Source organism: Pedobacter punctiformis (assembly GCF_027213715.1).
Classification (GTDB): Bacteria; Bacteroidota; Bacteroidia; order Sphingobacteriales; family Sphingobacteriaceae; genus Pedobacter; species Pedobacter punctiformis.
Genome location: NZ_JAPWGM010000003.1, coordinates 157,289 through 174,173, shown reverse-complemented (window position 1 = coordinate 174,173; position 16,885 = coordinate 157,289). Strand labels below are relative to the sequence as shown.

At 35.5% G+C, this 16,885-nt stretch carries 17 protein-coding genes and 1 tRNA gene; 12 read left to right on the top strand and 6 right to left on the bottom strand.

All coding sequences use genetic code 11. From position 1 onward, the window contains the following. Positions 1 to 41: 41 nt before the first annotated feature. Positions 42 to 1,934, bottom strand: coding sequence for a DUF3472 domain-containing protein (locus O0955_RS09765; RefSeq protein ID WP_269427363.1), 1,893 nt, complete (start codon positions 1,932 to 1,934; stop codon positions 42 to 44). Between the two features lie 458 nt (positions 1,935 to 2,392). Between O0955_RS09765 and O0955_RS09760 the strand changes: the two genes are divergently transcribed. Then, positions 2,393 to 2,596 (top strand): cupin domain-containing protein, encoded by a 204-nt coding sequence (locus O0955_RS09760; RefSeq protein WP_269427362.1) that lies wholly within the window; start codon positions 2,393 to 2,395, stop codon positions 2,594 to 2,596. Between the two features lie 81 nt (positions 2,597 to 2,677). Here the strand turns inward: O0955_RS09760 and O0955_RS09755 are convergent, their stop codons facing one another. Then, positions 2,678 to 3,058, bottom strand: a complete 381-nt coding sequence (locus O0955_RS09755) for a hypothetical protein (RefSeq protein WP_269427361.1) — start codon at positions 3,056 to 3,058, stop codon at positions 2,678 to 2,680. 413 nt (positions 3,059 to 3,471) lie between these two features. Here O0955_RS09755 and O0955_RS09750 point away from each other — a divergent pair, with 413 nt between their 5' ends. From O0955_RS09750 to O0955_RS09740, 3 genes are all read left to right on the top strand, one after another. Next, entirely contained in the window at positions 3,472 to 3,705 is a 234-nt protein-coding gene (locus tag O0955_RS09750; RefSeq protein ID WP_269427360.1) for a hypothetical protein, read from the top strand. Positions 3,706 to 3,716: 11 nt separating this feature from the next. Next, on the top strand, positions 3,717 to 5,027 hold the full coding sequence (locus O0955_RS09745; RefSeq protein ID WP_269427359.1) for a DUF2268 domain-containing putative Zn-dependent protease: 1,311 nt from the start codon (positions 3,717 to 3,719) through the stop codon (positions 5,025 to 5,027). A 62-nt stretch (positions 5,028 to 5,089) separates the two neighbouring features. Next, positions 5,090 to 5,677, top strand: a complete 588-nt coding sequence (locus O0955_RS09740) for a hypothetical protein (RefSeq protein WP_269427358.1) — start codon at positions 5,090 to 5,092, stop codon at positions 5,675 to 5,677. Positions 5,678 to 5,699: 22 nt separating this feature from the next. Here O0955_RS09740 and O0955_RS09735 read toward each other — a convergent pair whose 3' ends face one another. Continuing rightward, positions 5,700 to 6,146 (bottom strand): DoxX family membrane protein, encoded by a 447-nt coding sequence (locus tag O0955_RS09735; RefSeq protein WP_269427357.1) that lies wholly within the window; start codon positions 6,144 to 6,146, stop codon positions 5,700 to 5,702. Between the two features lie 134 nt (positions 6,147 to 6,280). Here O0955_RS09735 and pdxR point away from each other — a divergent pair, with 134 nt between their 5' ends. From pdxR to O0955_RS09705, 6 genes are all read left to right on the top strand, one after another. Continuing rightward, positions 6,281 to 7,744 (top strand): MocR-like pyridoxine biosynthesis transcription factor PdxR, encoded by a 1,464-nt coding sequence (gene pdxR / locus O0955_RS09730; RefSeq protein ID WP_269427356.1) that lies wholly within the window; start codon positions 6,281 to 6,283, stop codon positions 7,742 to 7,744. Between the two features lie 122 nt (positions 7,745 to 7,866). Then, positions 7,867 to 7,951: transfer RNA gene (locus tag O0955_RS09725), tRNA-Ser, on the top strand. Between the two features lie 196 nt (positions 7,952 to 8,147). Continuing rightward, positions 8,148 to 8,327, top strand: coding sequence for a nuclear transport factor 2 family protein (locus O0955_RS09720; RefSeq protein WP_269427787.1), 180 nt, complete (start codon positions 8,148 to 8,150; stop codon positions 8,325 to 8,327). 113 nt (positions 8,328 to 8,440) lie between these two features. Next, positions 8,441 to 9,196, top strand: coding sequence for a helix-turn-helix domain-containing protein (locus O0955_RS09715; RefSeq protein ID WP_269427355.1), 756 nt, complete (start codon positions 8,441 to 8,443; stop codon positions 9,194 to 9,196). Between the two features lie 74 nt (positions 9,197 to 9,270). Beyond that, positions 9,271 to 10,431 carry an FAD-dependent oxidoreductase gene (locus tag O0955_RS09710; protein ID WP_269427354.1) on the top strand — a complete coding sequence of 387 codons (1,161 nt, stop codon included), beginning with the start codon at positions 9,271 to 9,273 and terminating at the stop codon, positions 10,429 to 10,431. Between the two features lie 46 nt (positions 10,432 to 10,477). Then, positions 10,478 to 10,735 (top strand): S41 family peptidase, encoded by a 258-nt coding sequence (locus O0955_RS09705; RefSeq protein ID WP_269427353.1) that lies wholly within the window; start codon positions 10,478 to 10,480, stop codon positions 10,733 to 10,735. 242 nt (positions 10,736 to 10,977) lie between these two features. Here O0955_RS09705 and O0955_RS09700 read toward each other — a convergent pair whose 3' ends face one another. Next, a complete protein-coding gene (locus tag O0955_RS09700) occupies positions 10,978 to 11,817 on the bottom strand; it encodes a helix-turn-helix domain-containing protein (protein WP_269427352.1) in 840 nt (279 codons plus the stop codon). A 230-nt stretch (positions 11,818 to 12,047) separates the two neighbouring features. Here O0955_RS09700 and O0955_RS09695 point away from each other — a divergent pair, with 230 nt between their 5' ends. After that, positions 12,048 to 13,472: a S41 family peptidase gene (locus O0955_RS09695; RefSeq protein ID WP_269427351.1), complete on the top strand. Its 1,425-nt coding sequence runs from the start codon at positions 12,048 to 12,050 to the stop codon at positions 13,470 to 13,472. 1,238 nt (positions 13,473 to 14,710) lie between these two features. On the opposite strand, the gene O0955_RS09690 is transcribed toward O0955_RS09695, so the two are convergent. Both O0955_RS09690 and O0955_RS09685 read right to left on the bottom strand, forming a co-directional pair. Further along, positions 14,711 to 14,893, bottom strand: coding sequence for a hypothetical protein (locus tag O0955_RS09690; protein WP_269427350.1), 183 nt, complete (start codon positions 14,891 to 14,893; stop codon positions 14,711 to 14,713). A 409-nt stretch (positions 14,894 to 15,302) separates the two neighbouring features. Continuing rightward, a complete protein-coding gene (locus O0955_RS09685; RefSeq protein WP_269427349.1) occupies positions 15,303 to 16,262 on the bottom strand; it encodes a GlxA family transcriptional regulator in 960 nt (319 codons plus the stop codon). A 127-nt stretch (positions 16,263 to 16,389) separates the two neighbouring features. Between O0955_RS09685 and O0955_RS09680 the strand changes: the two genes are divergently transcribed. Continuing rightward, positions 16,390 to 16,884 carry a DinB family protein gene (locus O0955_RS09680; RefSeq protein WP_269427348.1) on the top strand — a complete coding sequence of 165 codons (495 nt, stop codon included), beginning with the start codon at positions 16,390 to 16,392 and terminating at the stop codon, positions 16,882 to 16,884. The last annotated feature ends 1 nt before the right edge of the window (position 16,885 follow it).

Sequence of the window (16,885 nt, the reverse complement as noted above, 5' to 3'; positions counted from 1 at the left end):
GATACAGTCTTGATCGAAGTAGAACTAAAAGCTTGCTGTAGCTATTGAGCTACCAATTTGAATTTCTGGGCATTCGAAGTGCCTGAAGTAAAGATCTGAATTTTAGTGCCATTTGCTGTTGAACCGCCATTTACATCTAACGATTTATTTGCGCCCACAGCAGATTTTAGATACACATAGCCTCCACCTGCACTTTCCACAGCCCATTTCTGTGCGTTTCCATTATTAAAGGTATAAACCTGAACCTTGGTTCCATCCACACTTGAACCCGTATACACATCTAACACCTTTGTCGTGTCGGCCATTGATTTGAAAATATAGTAGCTTCCAGTTTTTCTTGCCAGAAATTTCTGATTGTTTGAAGTCGGATTGTTATTCGACCACAAGGTTACCGGAGTTTCATTTACCGGAGTATAACTGTTCACATCTATGACACTTGAGTTATTAACCGCAGAAACTATTTTATATATTCCACCATTTGTAATACTACTTCCGGCATAGTCTGCCAGCGCCTGATCAACCCTTGCAGATAAAGTCGTTAACGGAACACTTGGAGGTGTAGTTAACAGCGGAACTGTATTTGAGGTTTTGATTGTAGGCGTATAACCACCGCTTGACATATAAAATCGGCCAGAATTTGAAGGAGAGACCCCTTGCTCAAAGTCAACCCTTTGGCCTACAGCACCATCGGTATTACTGAAAGAAGTTTTGTTAAGATGTACCCAGTTGCCCGAAACATTCTCTTTGGCCCAGGAATTAAAATATTCTGCTTCCCTGCGCAGTTGCCCGTTTCTATACCCGAAGTTCTCCAGAAAAGAATAGAAACCATCAAAATACCGTTGGTCTTTCGGCGCACGCCAGGTCGCGATATAATTCCAGGTACTCTGTCCCTCCAGCTTGTACCAGGCAGAAAGCAAAACAGAATTGGTTGTTTCCTGTCTTACATTCATAATCAATGAAACGGTGGTATTAGTCTGCCAGTTTGCATTGATATAACTCTGTCCTCCCGTACCTTCTCCGCCAAATCCATTACTGGTTACATTACTTTCTTTAGCAACCAGGCTTACATTATCTGCAGCAGTATGGTTCGGATCGTTCTGAGCATCAGCGCTATCCCATACCGAAAACAATACCCTGCGCTCGGTAGGCGAATTTGTCTGTATTCCAAGATAACCCCTAAAAAATCCTATTGCCATATAGAACGTGTACAACGGATCTTTACCAGTTGGTACTCTAACCTCCTGATAAAGCCAATCATATGATTTTACCGTACTGGCAGTAGAACTAAAGCCTAAATGTACCGAAGGCGAGCTTTGATAATCTGTCTGGTTTACTTTTGAATTTGCCTGCAAGGCTTTAAATATCAGATTATGAATGGTAATGGAGTTATTAGGAGTAGAAACCGGCTTCAATTCGTAACGGTAATAACCTGTTGTTGATGCAACTACTTTGAAAGCCGTGGTTAGATTAACAGTTCCGGTTCCGTTAAAAGTAATCGTTTTTGAACTTGGAGTAATCGCCAGACCAGCATAACACGGAGATATTTTAACTTCATAATTTAAATTAACGCCATTGGTAACGGTATTCTCAATAGAAAAATTATACTCACCAGCTGTCTGGTAAAGATAATATACAACACTACGGGTTTGATTGGTCCAGTTGGATACCACGCTATAATCTTCCGGGTAGCCCATAGGAACAGAAACTCCAACAGCATTGTCATTGGGTTCAAATGGTTCGGCATATGCTTTATTTGCTGGAATCACAAAAGTCATAGCATCGGCCGGAACTGTACTCACCGCTACTTTATTTTTAATTGAAAGATTGACTTTCTCACCGGTAACAGGTATTGAGGCCTTTTTACAGGACGATAATGAAATCCCAAAAGCCGCGATTGCGACCATAAGGCTAAGGTAGTGATTTTTTTTCTTCATTAGTTAGGTTTTTAGTTTGATAATTTGTTAATCTAATTTTTTTGACAAGCAGCGTCACACCAAAGAGATATATCACGGAGATATACAGCACTTAAAAGCTCGCTAATCTTGATATTGAATTGGTTAGGTTTGTTATAAATCCAGTACACATATAAAATGAGAAACCCGTATTTATTACACAAACTTATAGAGAATGAACATTTCAGATAGGGGGAAATCCACATATTTTGAGGTGAAATCCATATATTTTGAGCTTAATGTGGGTGTTTCAATGAAAGTGATCACCTATACTACTAGTAAGATGATGCCTTTTATGCTACAAAATCATCTTGTTATTCCAGGTCAAAATGCCCGATTTGAGAACTTGGAGATTAGGGTTTGTCAAGTGATCCTTAGCTACTTTTGGTTTGAAAGAGATAAGAATATTGTAATTTTTAGTTAACTGCAGCCATGTAAAGATGTTCTTTGATTTTATCAAAAATGATCAACATTTCAATACAGTTAAATGGCCGCCAGATATTAGTCATAAGCATCGTGCAACGCCTACTGATACCATGGCACATGTTGCCATTGGTACCAATACGCAAAAAGGGAGTGTGGTGTGGCTGGAAAACGTTTCAGATTCTGAATACAGTATGCCAAGAGATTTAATTTTTAAATGAATTTATTCTCCTGGGCCCTCTATTATAGCTATAAGTAATAAAATTGATTTAAATGATCAAAGTACCCTTCATGTACAATATTTATTTTCGCTTATTTATTACATATATCATAGCCGAAGAAATAATACACATTACCACCGCTGCAATAATAAGAGAACTTTCCTTTTGTAAAATTCCAATAAAAAAGTCGCCAATAAACATAACCAGAAAGAAAATATAGGCAATGGTTAGCATAGGGATTGATTTTTTGAATGTTGCAAAAGCAAAGATAAAACCAAGGGCAAATTGGCGTGTAGCCCACATATAAATTAAGTAATCAACGCCTTTTGCATTAAGGTCGACTGTTTCCAAAACCGACTGCGGCGCAACGCATAACGATATACTTACCATAAGTTCCATTAATGCAAAAAGTGCAGATACGATGAGTATCCATTTTGGTAATGATTTTTGTACTTCTGTCATAATTTATTTTGTTGTCTGTTGGTATTAGCAGTTACAACCGATGCAATCACTGTTAACATTTAAATATAGGGAATACATTTTTAATGGCAATAGGCCCTTGTTAAGGAAGCGGGTAATTTTTAATAACCTTTCAGGGTTTTCTGTTCAGTACTTTTAAGAACGTAACTTGATCAGTAGTTGCTTTTTTATTTTGAATACACTTACTGCGATTAGTATTCTCGCTTCCGGGATTAGTATTAACAGGAAATCACAATATAAATAAAGGCTAAACTAACGAATTGTAAATCAAAGCCCACGAATTGTAAGTGAATTGATCATAAAAAAGCATTTTTAACTATATTCAAATCAAATATTGGCGCAAAATACTTTACGCTGGTAACCATGTTTTATAAAATGAAAAAATATTATTTCTAATGCTGTTAAGCTGTCAATTCGCTTTTGGGCAGTCAGAAAACCCCTTTGATATTCAAAAGGTAGAAAAAACCCTTACAAACACCTTAAAAAGTGAAAACAAAGAATTTTTTAAAAATTTTATCGGCGACTATAAAAAAGCCACCGTTGCCAGCTCTACCGATTTAATGTTAGATTATGTTGGTATTTGCTTCAATACGGCATCTCGCGATAAATCTAAAATTAACAGATATTAAAAACAATAGTTTTGAGAACAATTATTTCAACATTTCTGCTGCTCTTCGCATTTTCAAGCTTATTTGGTCAGGATACCGGACAAAATTTTGTGACAAGCGATATTGATAATTTTTGGACAGCCTACGACAAAATAAGGAGTACCAATGATAGTACACTTCAATATCAATATTTAAATAAACTTTTTATTGAAAAAGGCTCTCCCGGATTAAAAGCCATAATGGAGGCAAGGGAATATACCAGTAAATCATATGTTGATGCTATAAACCATTATCCATTATTTTGGAATTCAATTAGAACCAACACATTAAAAGCTAAAGGATTTGCCGGTGAAATAGAACTGGAAGTAAACAAAATCAAAAATATTTACCTAGGTTTAAAACCAGCGAAAATTTATTTTACCGTTGGAGCATTAATGACCAATGGCACAACATTAGATGGGAAAGTACTGATTGGCAGTGAACTTGCCTTAACCGATAAGAATACTAATACAAGCGAGTTTCCTAAAAATATATCGCATCTAAGGCGTTTTTTTGATACTGAACCCATCAAAGGGGTTGTGTTTTTAAACATTCACGAATACGTTCATACCCAACAAAAAACAACTATTGGCAATACTTTATTAGCGCAAAGTGTACTGGAGGGTGCTGCTGAATTTGTTGCTGTAACAGCAACAGGAAAACAATCTGAAACCCCGGCAATTGCTTATGGTAAGCAACATTTTGATAGGGTTAGGGAAGTGTTTTCAAAACAAATGTTTAACTTGTTTACGGGATTTTGGTTGTATAGTAGTGCCGAAAATGAGTTTAAAAACAGAGATTTAGGATATTATGTTGGGTATGACATCTGTGAAAAATATTACCAAAATGCCAAAGACAAAAAACAGGCAATAAAAGAAATTATTGAGTTGGATTACAACAACAATGCTGAACTGTACAAATTTGCGGATAAGTCAGGCTATTTTGCATTGCCTTTAAAAAAGCTGAAAAAGCAGTTTGACAATAGCCGACCAACTGTTTTAGGAATTAGTCAGTTTAAAAATCAGGATAAAACTGTAGACCCGGCTATAACTCAGCTTACCATACAGTTTTCGGCTAAAATGGATAAAAGATTTAGAAATTTTAAGCTTGGGCCACTAGGAGAAACCAATGTTTTACTGATTAAAAAATTTGTAGGATTTTCAGAAGACGGAAAATCTGTAACATTTGAAATAGAGCTAAAACCAAACCAACATTATCAATTGATTGTGGACGATAAATTTAGAGATGAAAGTGGAGTCTCGTTAAAACCCTACTTAATTGATATTGTAACGGCGAATAATTAAAGGTGTCCTCAACTCATCTATAAAGCTTGGTCAATAGTCATTATGATCTGTTATTCCAAATTATGAAAATCGTAATACCATTAATAAGCACTTATCTTCTTTTATTGATCTCTAATCAGGCTATTGCCCAGAATAATAACTACAACAAGTTAGTATACCATGTTAAGGGAGATTTAAATAGGGATAATATAGATGACGTGGTGACTGTAAAAGAAGATACAACCGATATTCATCACCCGTTTTTGCTAGAAATAAAATTCCGAAGAAAAGATGGAAAGGATGTTACTGTTTTAAAATCCAAAATTGCAGTGATGGAAAACTTCCCAAATGGGGAGAATACTTCGGCATGTGTTTTAGAAAATTTGAAAATTGTTAAAGGCATTTTGATATTCCAAAATCAAATGATACGTGGAAATATGACACATAAATTCAGATTTCAAAACAACAATTTCGAATTAATTGGTTACACCTATCATTATGCCTCCCCTGGAAACATAACATTTACAGATTATAATTTATTGACAGGCAAAAAAATAGATAGGAAGATTGAATATGAAACAGATAAAATATCAGAAGAAAAAATAAGTGTTGTAAAAATTAGCCCTCTACCTGATTTAAAAAATTTTCGCCCCTTCGATTTTATGTATTAATTTACTCCTTATTATATTTCCATTATTTGGATGCATCGTCTGATAAATCATCAATACTCCATTTATAGCCAGGAACAGCCGAAAGTAATAAACTTGCTGAACAAACTGTAAATGTTGAGAAGTTAATCGGTGCTTTAACCCCTAAAAACAAACTCATACAAACAATGAAAGTCAGCGTTAACATGCAGCTGGCAAGCGCAGCATAGCGGGTTTTAAAACCAATAATGAGTAGAATTCCGATGATAACCTCGGCTATTGTGGCCATAATACCCATTACATTAACAACAGGTCTGCTAAGAAAAGGCATTAACGTAGCGGTATAATCAATAAAGTTATTCCAGTTGCCCCATTCAATATTTTTGTTGCCCATTGGTCCTAAAAACCCTAATCTGTCTGATACAGGTGTTAAAAAACTTATACCCAGTGAAAAACGTAGAAGAAGTTGAGCAATTTTAAATGAATTTTTCATAAATATTTTATTTTTATACTGCAAAATTATGATCTATCTGGGCTGTATTTATAGTCCAGATTTAATAAAATTACTAGCCCAATATTACATGCGATATTTATATTTGTATCCGGATAATTATAAATACAAGCCCGATGCTACCCTATAAATCATTAATTCCAGTTCATAGAAATACCGCCATAACATTACATATTCAGGTATGCAATAGTTTTATAACACTGATTACCAATGGCACATTAAAACCATCAGATATATTGCCCAGTTCCCGTACACTTGCAGCATTGATTGGAGTAAACAGAAACACAATAAAATTAGCTTACGAAGAACTAATTAGTCAGGGCTGGGCCGAATCTATTGAACGAAAAGGTGTATTTGTACTTTCAGGATTACCTGCGCTGTCTAAAATTAAAAGAGCTGAAACAGATAAAAACAAAGTTGTTAAAGAAGCATTTTCCTGGGATAATAATTTTGAAAATGCTTTGCCCGGCGAAAATTTCCAACAAGCTGTTTTAACTATTGACGATGGCTTTCCTGATGTTCGTCTAGCACCTGTAGATTTATTAATGAGAGAATATCGAAGTCTTTCCAGGAAATTTTATGGCAAAAACTTTCTGAAATATGGCAGTTCAAAAGGATCAGAACACCTGCGTTTCTCCATTTCAAATTATCTTTCTAATACCAGAGGTTTAGTTGTTTCAGCTGAAGATGTACTAATTACAAAAGGAAGCCAGATGGGAATTTATTTAGCCTCACAATTGCTGATCAAACCTGGTGATAACATAGCTGTAGGCCTTTCAAACTACTGCTTTGCAGATGATACTTTTAAATATTCGGGTGCAAATCTTCTGAGGATTCCCATTGACAGTAACGGAATGGATATCGATTATCTGGAAGAAAGCTTAAAACATAAAAAAATAAAGGCTATATATACTATACCACATCATCATTTTCCTACAACGGTAACCATGAGTATGGAGCGGAGGTTAAAGCTATTAAAACTGGCCAAAATGCATCATTTTGCAATTATTGAAGATGATTATGACTTTGACTTTCATTACGATAATAAACCATATTTACCATTAGCAAGTATTGACCATAATCACAATGTGATTTATATTGGTTCTATTTCAAAAACTTTTGCCCCAGCATTACGAATTGGATTTATGACGGGCCCCTCTAAATTTATTGATGCTTCGGCATCATTACGGCAATTGATAGATAAGCAAGGAGACACGCTTTTGGAAGAAGCATTTGCCGTAATGTTTAATAACGGAGAAATGGAAAGGCATTTTCGGAAATCATTGAAAATATACAGACAGCGCAGAAACTTTTTTTGCCAGATACTCCAATCTAGCTTTAGCAATAGGATAGAATTTAGCATACCAGAGGGCGGACTGGGGATATGGGCAAATTTTGATAAAAAAATTGATTTACTCAAAATGTCCGAAGAAGCATCAAAAAGAGGTCTCCAAATCGGAAATGGAAATTTTTATAAAAATGAATCTTTTTCCATCAATTCGTTAAGAATGGGTTTTGCTTCGCTTGAAGAAAATGAAATGTTAAAAGCTTTCGATATTTTGAAATCTATATTAGGTTAAATTCTCCCATTCAAGACTGTTTTCATAAAATTTGTGGCTTGGTTATCTTATGCTTACAAATATATCACGTAGAAATTGCAGATAAAGTTTGTGGAAGTGATCTGTGTTTGTATTTTTGCAGCGGAAAGCTGGCAGAGTGGTCGAATGCGGCAGTCTTGAAAACTGTTGACTGTAACAGGTCCGGGGGTTCGAATCCCTCGCTTTCCGCACTAGCTAAATAGAGACTTCAAAATTGATTTTTGAAAGCAAAGGAAAAGATTGTGGCATTATCGTGGCACTTTTAATTCCAAAAATGAAAAAATCAATGTTTATGGTATAGTTAAGAAGTAGGTTCGAATCCTGTATTTGACAATCTAAACACATACACCACCACCATGCACTTTAACGGGCAAAGTACTGTAAGCTGAATGGCGATAAAGCTACTGGCATTGCCTATTGCATGGCGCATCATTTAACTATGGAAGATGGCAAGCAAAAACTGATGATCGCAGCCATTCGTTACCATGATACTTTTGTAAAGCAAAACGGAAAATGGCTTTTTGCGGAACGAAAATTATTGGTGGATTGGATTGAAAACAGATAATCCCTTTTTGTTATTCTATAAAGAATTATCCCGGTAAACGATATTGAAACTCCCAATTTCGCTACAAAGAGTATGTTGCTGGTGAGATCAAAATAATCTAGTAAAGTGATACAATGAATTTAATAATCCGATCAGCTTTGCCTGACCATTCTATTTCACATTTTGTCCATAGCTTTTGGCTGTTAGAAAACAACACTGGAAAAGATATTCCGACTACTATACTGCCCAATGGCATGGTTGATATGATGGTGATGAAAATGAGTTCCGGGAATTGGGAAATGATATTGAGAGGGATTGATACAGTGCCCAGCCAGGTAATCATCGAAGCAGGCATGAAAATGTTTTCGATAGGGTTTAAATTATTGGCTGTGGAATACCTGCTTGGAAGTTCAATCAAAGACCTGCTTAATGAGGGGAAAAACATTCCAAATGATTTTTGGAAATTTGAAGATGATGATATGAACAGTCTCGAAAATTTTTGCAGCAAGGCAATGCAAAAGATAAAAGCCCTTTCACCTGAAAACACTGACAGCCGCAAAAAGAAATTATTTGAACTTATTTATTTATCCAATGGTTCAATTACAGTAAAAGAATTGTCCGATAGCGTTTATTGGAGCAGCCGGCAAATCAACCGGTATTTCAATCAGCAGTTCGGAATTTCGCTCAAAACATATTGTAATATTCTTCGTTTCGGAGCCTCTTTCAAACACATCAGTGAAGGTAACCTTTTTCCTGAGCAAAACTTTACGGACCAAAACCATTTTATCAAAGAGATTAAGAAATATGCCGGTGTTACCCCAAAAGAGTTAAGCAAAAACAAAGATGACCGTTTTATTGATATTACTGCAGTCAGAAAACTTCCTTCTTAAAAACGGCTGATTTTTACTATTTCATTTCTTGCTATCCCAATACTTTTACATGGTAAATTAAAATGTGTAAAATTATGTTACTGAAGAATAAAAAAATAGCAATCATCGGTGGTGGTCCTGGCGGACTGACATTGGCAAGACTTTTACAGCTCAAAGGAGTTGATGTAAAAGTGTATGAAAGAGATATTGATAAAAATGCAAGGGTGCAGGGTTCGCCTCTTGATCTGCACGATGATTTAGGATTAGCCGCTTTACGAAAAGCCGGCTTATTAGATGAGTTTAAAAAGAATTATATGCCTGGTGCCGACAAAGAGACAATCACCAATGAAAAGGCAGAGATATTTTTCAGCGGCCATGAAACTAAACAAACCGAAAATTTTGGACACGAACATTTTCGTCCTGAAATAGACCGTGGGGCCCTGCGGAAAATATTACTAGACTCGCTGCTCTCTGAGAATATTGTTTGGAATAGTCACTTTTTATCAATGGAAGAGCAAGACGAGGGTTGGCTGTTACATTTCAAAAATAGAGAAAGGGTCTACGCAGACATTGTGATAGGTGCAGATGGAGCCAACTCTAAAATAAGGCCCTACATAACCGGTATAAAATCTTTTTATACGGGCATTACCATGCTTGAAGGCAATGTATATGAGGCTGAAAAATCTTTACCGAAAATTTCTGCAATACTTCGCGGTGGGAAAATAATGGCTTTCGGAAATGAAAAAGATATTTTAATGGGACAGAAGGCAAATAACGAAATTGGGTTTTATGCAAGTTTTAAAGCTGAAGAAAACTGGGCAGAAAAAAGTGGTTTAGACTTTTCAGATAAAATACAACTGCTTGATTGGTTTAAAACAGCATATCCTGAATGGAGCAGCATTTGGTATGAATTGTTTGAAAATACAACTACGCCATTTATTCCACGGCCAATAAACTGTGTGCCTTTAGACCAGACATGGAAAGCCTTACCCAATTTAACAATGCTGGGCGATGCTGCTCACGTAATGCCGCCATTTGCAGGCGAAGGCGTAAATATGGCGATGCTTGATGCCTTGGAACTGAGTGAATGTTTAACAAACAACGAGCACAATTCTGTACAAGCCGCCATTTCTTTTTATGAAATAAATATGCGAAAAAGAGCTTCCTTAATAGCACAGGAATCACTTGAAAATGGAGAAAAAATGCATTCTGAAAATGCATTGAATACAATGCTGGACTTTTTTGGCGGAAAATAAACAATTCACTGGGAAATAATAAGCTGATTGCGAGTTTGACCAGGCATTGGATAGCCTGTTCCTGCATCAAAATATAATCATTGATTTAACGGAAACGCCAAGTGATGGAAATTCGACTGTTGCACGAGCGATTATGGGAAGGTTTGCCAATAAACCTCTACCATTTCAGGTTCATGAGTTTGACGAAAAAGAATATCAGACTAAAAGACACTGGATAGAATGGGTAACGCCACGAAAGAAAATTTTTAATGGAAACGTCTATGCTTTGGTAGGTCATTGGACAGGAAATCGTGAAAAATTATAATTGAGCGACTCGATGTGTACGAAATATTTTAATAGCTGCTTAAGGCTGACTAAGCTGGAGAGCGAGCTTAAATATGAAGATTTATAAGAAGATAAAATTATATAGTATTTATTTGATTTTGTTTCTGGGAATGAATGCAATGGCACAAGAGGGTTTCAATAAAACAATCTTCAATATAAAGGGCGATCTGAACAAAGATGGATTGGCTGATCTGGTTATTGTGTTCATTTATCTATTAGAGACTATACAGCATTTGTTACCCAAGCCAATAAGCGCTGTTCGAGTTTAATGTTTTGATTCAAGGTATTGGGACGCGTGCCTGAACGTAACTTAAAGTCTTTAATAAAATGTGACTGATCATAGAACATTCCTCTATAAGCTAGTTCTGTCAAATTTGTATACTGCCCCTCTAACAATAAATTTAACACGGCCCTAAACCTTACTGTCTGAATAAAATATTTTGGACCTTGACCTAAATCATCTTTGAAGGAGCGGTAAAGTGTAGATTCATTTATTTTTAAGGATTTAGACAGTTCGCAGATGGTAACACCTCCTTTAGTTTTGTTAATATGGTCAAGGGTAGATTGTGTTCTCCAATCCCTGCTTCTTGCCAATAACTTACTGGCAAGAAAGCCTTCAAGCAGCGCACCTCTCTGTTGCATATCGTGACACTCAAAAATCTCTTCAAGTATACATGTCTGCTTGCCGAAAATACAGTCAAATACATCTTCTTGTTTCAGTAAATCACCATAAGTATCGGATGTAAATTCCCTTAATCCACCAGGATGAAACAAAATACAGATTTGATCTAATGTAGAATTAACCTCAACCTTAAGAGGCTGGTTATGAAATCCCAAAAGCCGGCTCGAAAAAGTATTACGACCTACATTTATACTGCAAAGGTTCATGTCTTTATTTCCTTTATAATCAATTTTGTTGTTCTTATATAGTGCCAAACAAAGATTTGTATTTGGAAAAGTCTGGTAAGAAAAACATTGCTGAGAATCATGATTAAAAAAAATGAAATATTGAACGTATGCTTTTAGTAAAGGATGCTGGACGGGAACAATACTTGTATTCATATATAAATTTCAATAGTTACTATTTTAGTTTACTAGGTAGACGCATAAGATTTCAAAATGTTGCAGCGGTTTCACCAGCAGAAAACTTGTAGGAATAAGTCAAAGCCGTCAATCATAAAATCAATGATTAAGAATTACCTCTCCTGCACATCATATAAATGTCTGCACGATTTTTACAATTTATAACCTTTTGTAATAGCTTTCTTTGTTGTCATAAAAATTATAAAGAAATGAAGATTAGAATATTTCTGATAGTAGCAATAGTTTTCTTTAACAATATAGTACATGCACAAACTGTTTGTGAATGCAACGAAGCTTTGGGCCGGTTAATTAAAAAAATTGAAAGCGAGTATCCAGGATTTGAAGAAAAAACTAAGGATAAAATAGTGTATGATAGTTTTAAAAAGCAACTAATGGAGCAAGCTTCTAACTTGGAAAAGGGCAGATGTTTTGATGTCCTGAAAAAATACACTTCCTTTTTTAGGGACGGTCACATATGGATAAATCCTGCAACTTCCATAAATGTAAATGGCGCTGGGAGCACAGAAATGGTTGACATTGATATCGAAAGCTTCCGAAAAAGGCTAAAAGCCGATCATGATCCGTTGGAGGGAATTTGGAAGAACAGGTTCGAATGGACTGGCGGTGTGGTTTACGAAATTGGAATCACCCAAAACAGTGATGGAGTGAAGGTGGGTTTTGTAATTAGTTCTACCTCTGCTTACTGGAAACAGAAAGAGATAAAGTTTAGACTATATCCTAACGGAACGTATGAATTTTATTCCTTTGACAAGACACTTAAAACCGGCACTTATGAGATTTTCAAAAACAGCATCATCTATTTTAAAGAATCAGGCGCTGCTTTCATAATAGAATCACGCCAATCCGTTTTAACAGCGCAGGAGACTAAAAGGAAAGTAGGAGATTTTTATGGATTTGGAATAAAAAAGCTTAGTAATAAAACAAGTCTAATTAAACTCTCATCTTTTGATTACCCTTTTGTCGAAATCATTGAGGATCTTATAACAAACAACCAATCTCTGATGCAGTATGAAAATTTGATTATCGATATCAGGGGTAATTCGGGAGGGACCGACAATGCATATGAAATGCTTTTGCCTTACATAATGACCAATTCAATAAGGAATATAGGGGTTGAGTATCTGGCAACTCAAACTTTGGTTAAGGGACTTGAAGACTATATTAAAACAATAAGTAATAATAAAGAAAAGCAGGAGGAAATAAACACCGTGACGAGGTGGATAGGACTTTATAAAAAAAACATGGGGAAATTTGTAAATCTTAAGGATAGCATTTTTTCGATACAACAAGTAATTCCTCTAAAAAAGAGTCCTAATCATGTTGTTATTTTGACGGATAAAAGAGTTGGAAGTTCTGCAGAAAGCTTCGTGATGAAAGCCAAACAGAGCAAGAAAGTAAAAATAATAGGAACGGTTACTTCTGGAGGACTTGACTATGCTGCAGCACGTATGTTCGATTTTGGCTGTCCCGAATATCTATTACAATTGCCAACTTATCGTTCATCAAGGTTACCGGATTATCCGATAGACAATATTGGGATACAACCAGATATCTATCTTGATAAGAGCGTTAATGACTGGATAAACTTTGCCTCAGGCTATTTAGAAAGATAAAATGTCAACCATAGGATTGAGTTCAGTTTCTAACTTTAGGTTTTGCGCAATCTGGTGCCCGCTCCCTTGTTTTTATTTAAATATTTACATAAGAACAACATTGTGAACAGTATTCTTATGTAAAGAAGCTGCTGTTTTCAAGCATATAAACATAAAAAGGGATGTCTAATCATCTTAGATATCCCTTTTTCTAAAAAGAATCTTTGCATAATTTTTGAATTGGTTATGTGTTTTAACCACTCCCTGAGGGAAGTGTTTTTTACTCAAAGAGCTTCTTCTGATGGTACTATTTCTTTACTTGCGGCTTCAATTACCTTCATTCGGCGAGATGCCGATAATTTTGCATAGATTTCAGTCGTTTGTACGCTGGAGTGTCCCAAAAAATCTCTGATTATGATTAGATAGGTTTCATTTTAACAAACTGACCACCAATTTGATTACCGGATGATGCACATCTAAGTTCCTTTCCTAATGAACAAATATACACTTCGGATCCAAATCCATTTTCCTCCGGTACTGCCGGATTTGTCCTCAATTCAGAAGTTTCTAAAGATCAAAATCCATCCGCAGGTATTTGAACGCTAAAAAACACACCATAATCCTTCCAAAATAGCGAAGCGACCTAGTTCATCCGGAATTGCAGATATGCTCCCTGGAGCCTTTGTTTTATGCAGAAATTGAAAAATTATTCCTGAAAGCCAGTCGTGAAAAAAGTTGATCGAAAGATCGGAACGGTCAGTCTGACTCGGAACAGATGGTCACTTAAGCGAAGTGATAGTTTAAATGCGGAACGAGCGGCCATTTTTGCTGAAATGCCCAATCTTGGTTAGAATTATCTTAATTTAAACAATCAAACCTATCTATTTAGATTTTTTTATGGTACCAAAGATATTGAAGATCGTTGCGCATTTCTTAGGTGCGATATTTTGTATATTTGTAATGTTAAACTAAAGTGTTCTTTGATACAAGTCCTAAAAATTGTTTATTGTAGCAAACAGCTAAATGCTTGTTATATTATTGTTCATAATTTTTAAAATGTTTAAAAAAGTTGTGGCATATTCATAGCATTCTACCTTTGATATAAAAATTGCAGTAATACAGCGTCTATAAAGGGTGGGTTCGAGTCCCTCGCTTTCCGCTGAAAAAAGCATCAATTTATTGGTGCTTTTTTTGCTTTAATCAATTGATTATCAATTATTTAATTTCTGAATTAAAATCATTTCTGAGCACAAAAGGCATTAAACAATAATTAAAATGGTACCGCTATTCTTTAGCCGGTAATAATAATGAGTAGCGGCCTTATATTTCACAATCTCTATGTCTTCAACAACACCGGATTTACCCGATTCATCAAAAACCCTGTCGCCGCACCTAATAGAATCCAATTCTTGCCTGGTTAATGTCTTTTTAATAAGTTTCATGTAACATTCAAATGATTTGTTTTTCTGTTTGTTTTTTAACACAGGTTTTAATCGCAAATCATTCTGATTTTTGCTAAAAACAAATAATATTTAGAAATTTAAATGCTGATAGACACAATTAATGAACTTTTAATTCTTAATTCCTTTATTAAAGTCGGAATATACAAAAATTGATGATAAAATTATTACATTTATGTATCTTTATGTTTATTAACAGTGTATTTATATCGCGTTAATATTAATATTATCCCTCTGTTATTGATTTAAAAACCTGCCGTTTACAAACCTTAAGGTGTACTATTCGGACAGAGTTTCTATGATTGACCAGCCTATAGTTTTTAAATTAGTTTTAATGATAAAGTTGCGGCATGGTGGATATCTGCCGCACTTTTAAATTTGGCGAAGATTTTTACCTCACCTGAAACTTGTCCCTGTATTCAGATGGAGTCATGCCGACAGATTTTCTAAAAATCTTTCTAAAAGCTTTAGGATCGTTATAGCCCGAATTATAGATCACTTCGGTCATTTGCTGGGCAGTTTGTTCCAGCAGTTTTTTGGCAGCCTCTATACGGGTTTGTTGTAAATATTCTATTGGCGTAATTCCAATTACCTGTTTAAACCGCCTAACTATATTTCTTCTGCTTGAAGGAATATCCTTAATCATTTCCTCAATGGTTGCTACATCCTGGTAATTGGTTTCAATTTTCTCCTGTGCAGAAGCTACAATATCATCATTATGGTGGCGGATAGGTTGAAAAGTACTAAAATAAGACTGATTAACACGGTCCATGTCGATGGCGAAAATCTTAGCCATTTTAACGGCTATATCTTTACCGCAATGAATTTGTAAAAGGTGTAACAATAAATGAAACGTAGAAGTAGCTCCACCGCTGGTGTATAATTTGCCGTCCTGCGTTACCGTTTTATCTGGTTTTAATTGCACAAGTGGAAAAGCCATTGAAAATGCATGACAAGCATCTACATGTGTAGTGGCTACCTTACCATTTAATAAGCCCGATGCAGCCAAAAGGAAAGCACCTGTACAAAAAGTTGCAATTTCTACACCATCTTTAAATTGTTTATGTAGCCAGGGGATAAACGTGGCATTTTCTCCAACGGCAGCTTTTACATCTTCACTTGAAAAAGAAGGAATCAGTACAAGATCCAGATCGGTTACAGCATTTATTGATTTGCATTCGTGTGTGCTGAAATTAATCTGGCCACTATCCTGACTGATTAACACTAAATCAAAAGGCTCTGGCAAGCCATCATTTAAATGAAATTTGTTAACAGTTTCAAAAACATCCAATATAGCCGCAACGCTCAACAATCTATATTGTTTAGTCAGTAAAATACCAGTACGAATCATAGGGTTAGATTTTTATTATAGTAAATATATGAAAAATGTCTTAAATGCCCCTCTAAATTGACTTCAACAGCAACAACGTTTCGTAAATAAAGCGCTTAACTTTATATAAGTTAAAAACAACAAAGCCATGAAAAACAAACCAATAAGTGATCGCCTGTACAGTATCATTGTTCTTTACGAAATGCATACTGATTTTCTAATCAGCGCTTTAGATGGAATAGGCGATGAGGATGCACAAAAAAGACTGGATACACAAGCCAATCATATAGCCTGGATTACCGGAAGCATTGTAGCCGGAAGATATGAACTTGCTAAATCATTCGGCATTAATTTAACATCTTTTACCGGGGCACTCTTCGCAGAACATAAAGGCATTGAAGACGGCGTAATTTACCCTTCGCTGGATGACTTTAAAAAAGATTGGGCTGCCATATCGCCCGTATTACAAACCGCTTTAACTGAAGCTACCAATGAAAAAATTGACGAGCCTTTTGTAATGCCCGGCATGGAAATGAAATTATTTGATATGATTGCTTTTAATACTTACAGAGAAGCAAATTGTATTGGTCAGATTGCACTGTGGCGCAGACTTTTAGGCTATAAAGCCATGAATTATATGTAAT

Coding starts and splice junctions, on each gene's coding strand:
- O0955_RS09765 (WP_269427363.1), bottom strand. CDS start 1,934: ATGAAGAAAAAAAATCACTACCTTAGCCTTATGGTCGCAATCGCGGCT.
- O0955_RS09760 (WP_269427362.1), top strand. CDS start 2,393: ATGTTCTTTGATTTTATCAAAAATGATCAACATTTCAATACAGTTAAA.
- O0955_RS09755 (WP_269427361.1), bottom strand. CDS start 3,058: ATGACAGAAGTACAAAAATCATTACCAAAATGGATACTCATCGTATCT.
- O0955_RS09750 (WP_269427360.1), top strand. CDS start 3,472: ATGCTGTTAAGCTGTCAATTCGCTTTTGGGCAGTCAGAAAACCCCTTT.
- O0955_RS09740 (WP_269427358.1), top strand. CDS start 5,090: ATGAAAATCGTAATACCATTAATAAGCACTTATCTTCTTTTATTGATC.
- O0955_RS09735 (WP_269427357.1), bottom strand. CDS start 6,146: ATGAAAAATTCATTTAAAATTGCTCAACTTCTTCTACGTTTTTCACTG.
- pdxR (WP_269427356.1), top strand. CDS start 6,281: ATGCTACCCTATAAATCATTAATTCCAGTTCATAGAAATACCGCCATA.
- O0955_RS09715 (WP_269427355.1), top strand. CDS start 8,441: ATGAATTTAATAATCCGATCAGCTTTGCCTGACCATTCTATTTCACAT.
- O0955_RS09710 (WP_269427354.1), top strand. CDS start 9,271: ATGTTACTGAAGAATAAAAAAATAGCAATCATCGGTGGTGGTCCTGGC.
- O0955_RS09700 (WP_269427352.1), bottom strand. CDS start 11,817: ATGAATACAAGTATTGTTCCCGTCCAGCATCCTTTACTAAAAGCATAC.
- O0955_RS09695 (WP_269427351.1), top strand. CDS start 12,048: ATGAAGATTAGAATATTTCTGATAGTAGCAATAGTTTTCTTTAACAAT.
- O0955_RS09690 (WP_269427350.1), bottom strand. CDS start 14,893: ATGAAACTTATTAAAAAGACATTAACCAGGCAAGAATTGGATTCTATT.
- O0955_RS09685 (WP_269427349.1), bottom strand. CDS start 16,262: ATGATTCGTACTGGTATTTTACTGACTAAACAATATAGATTGTTGAGC.
- O0955_RS09680 (WP_269427348.1), top strand. CDS start 16,390: ATGAAAAACAAACCAATAAGTGATCGCCTGTACAGTATCATTGTTCTT.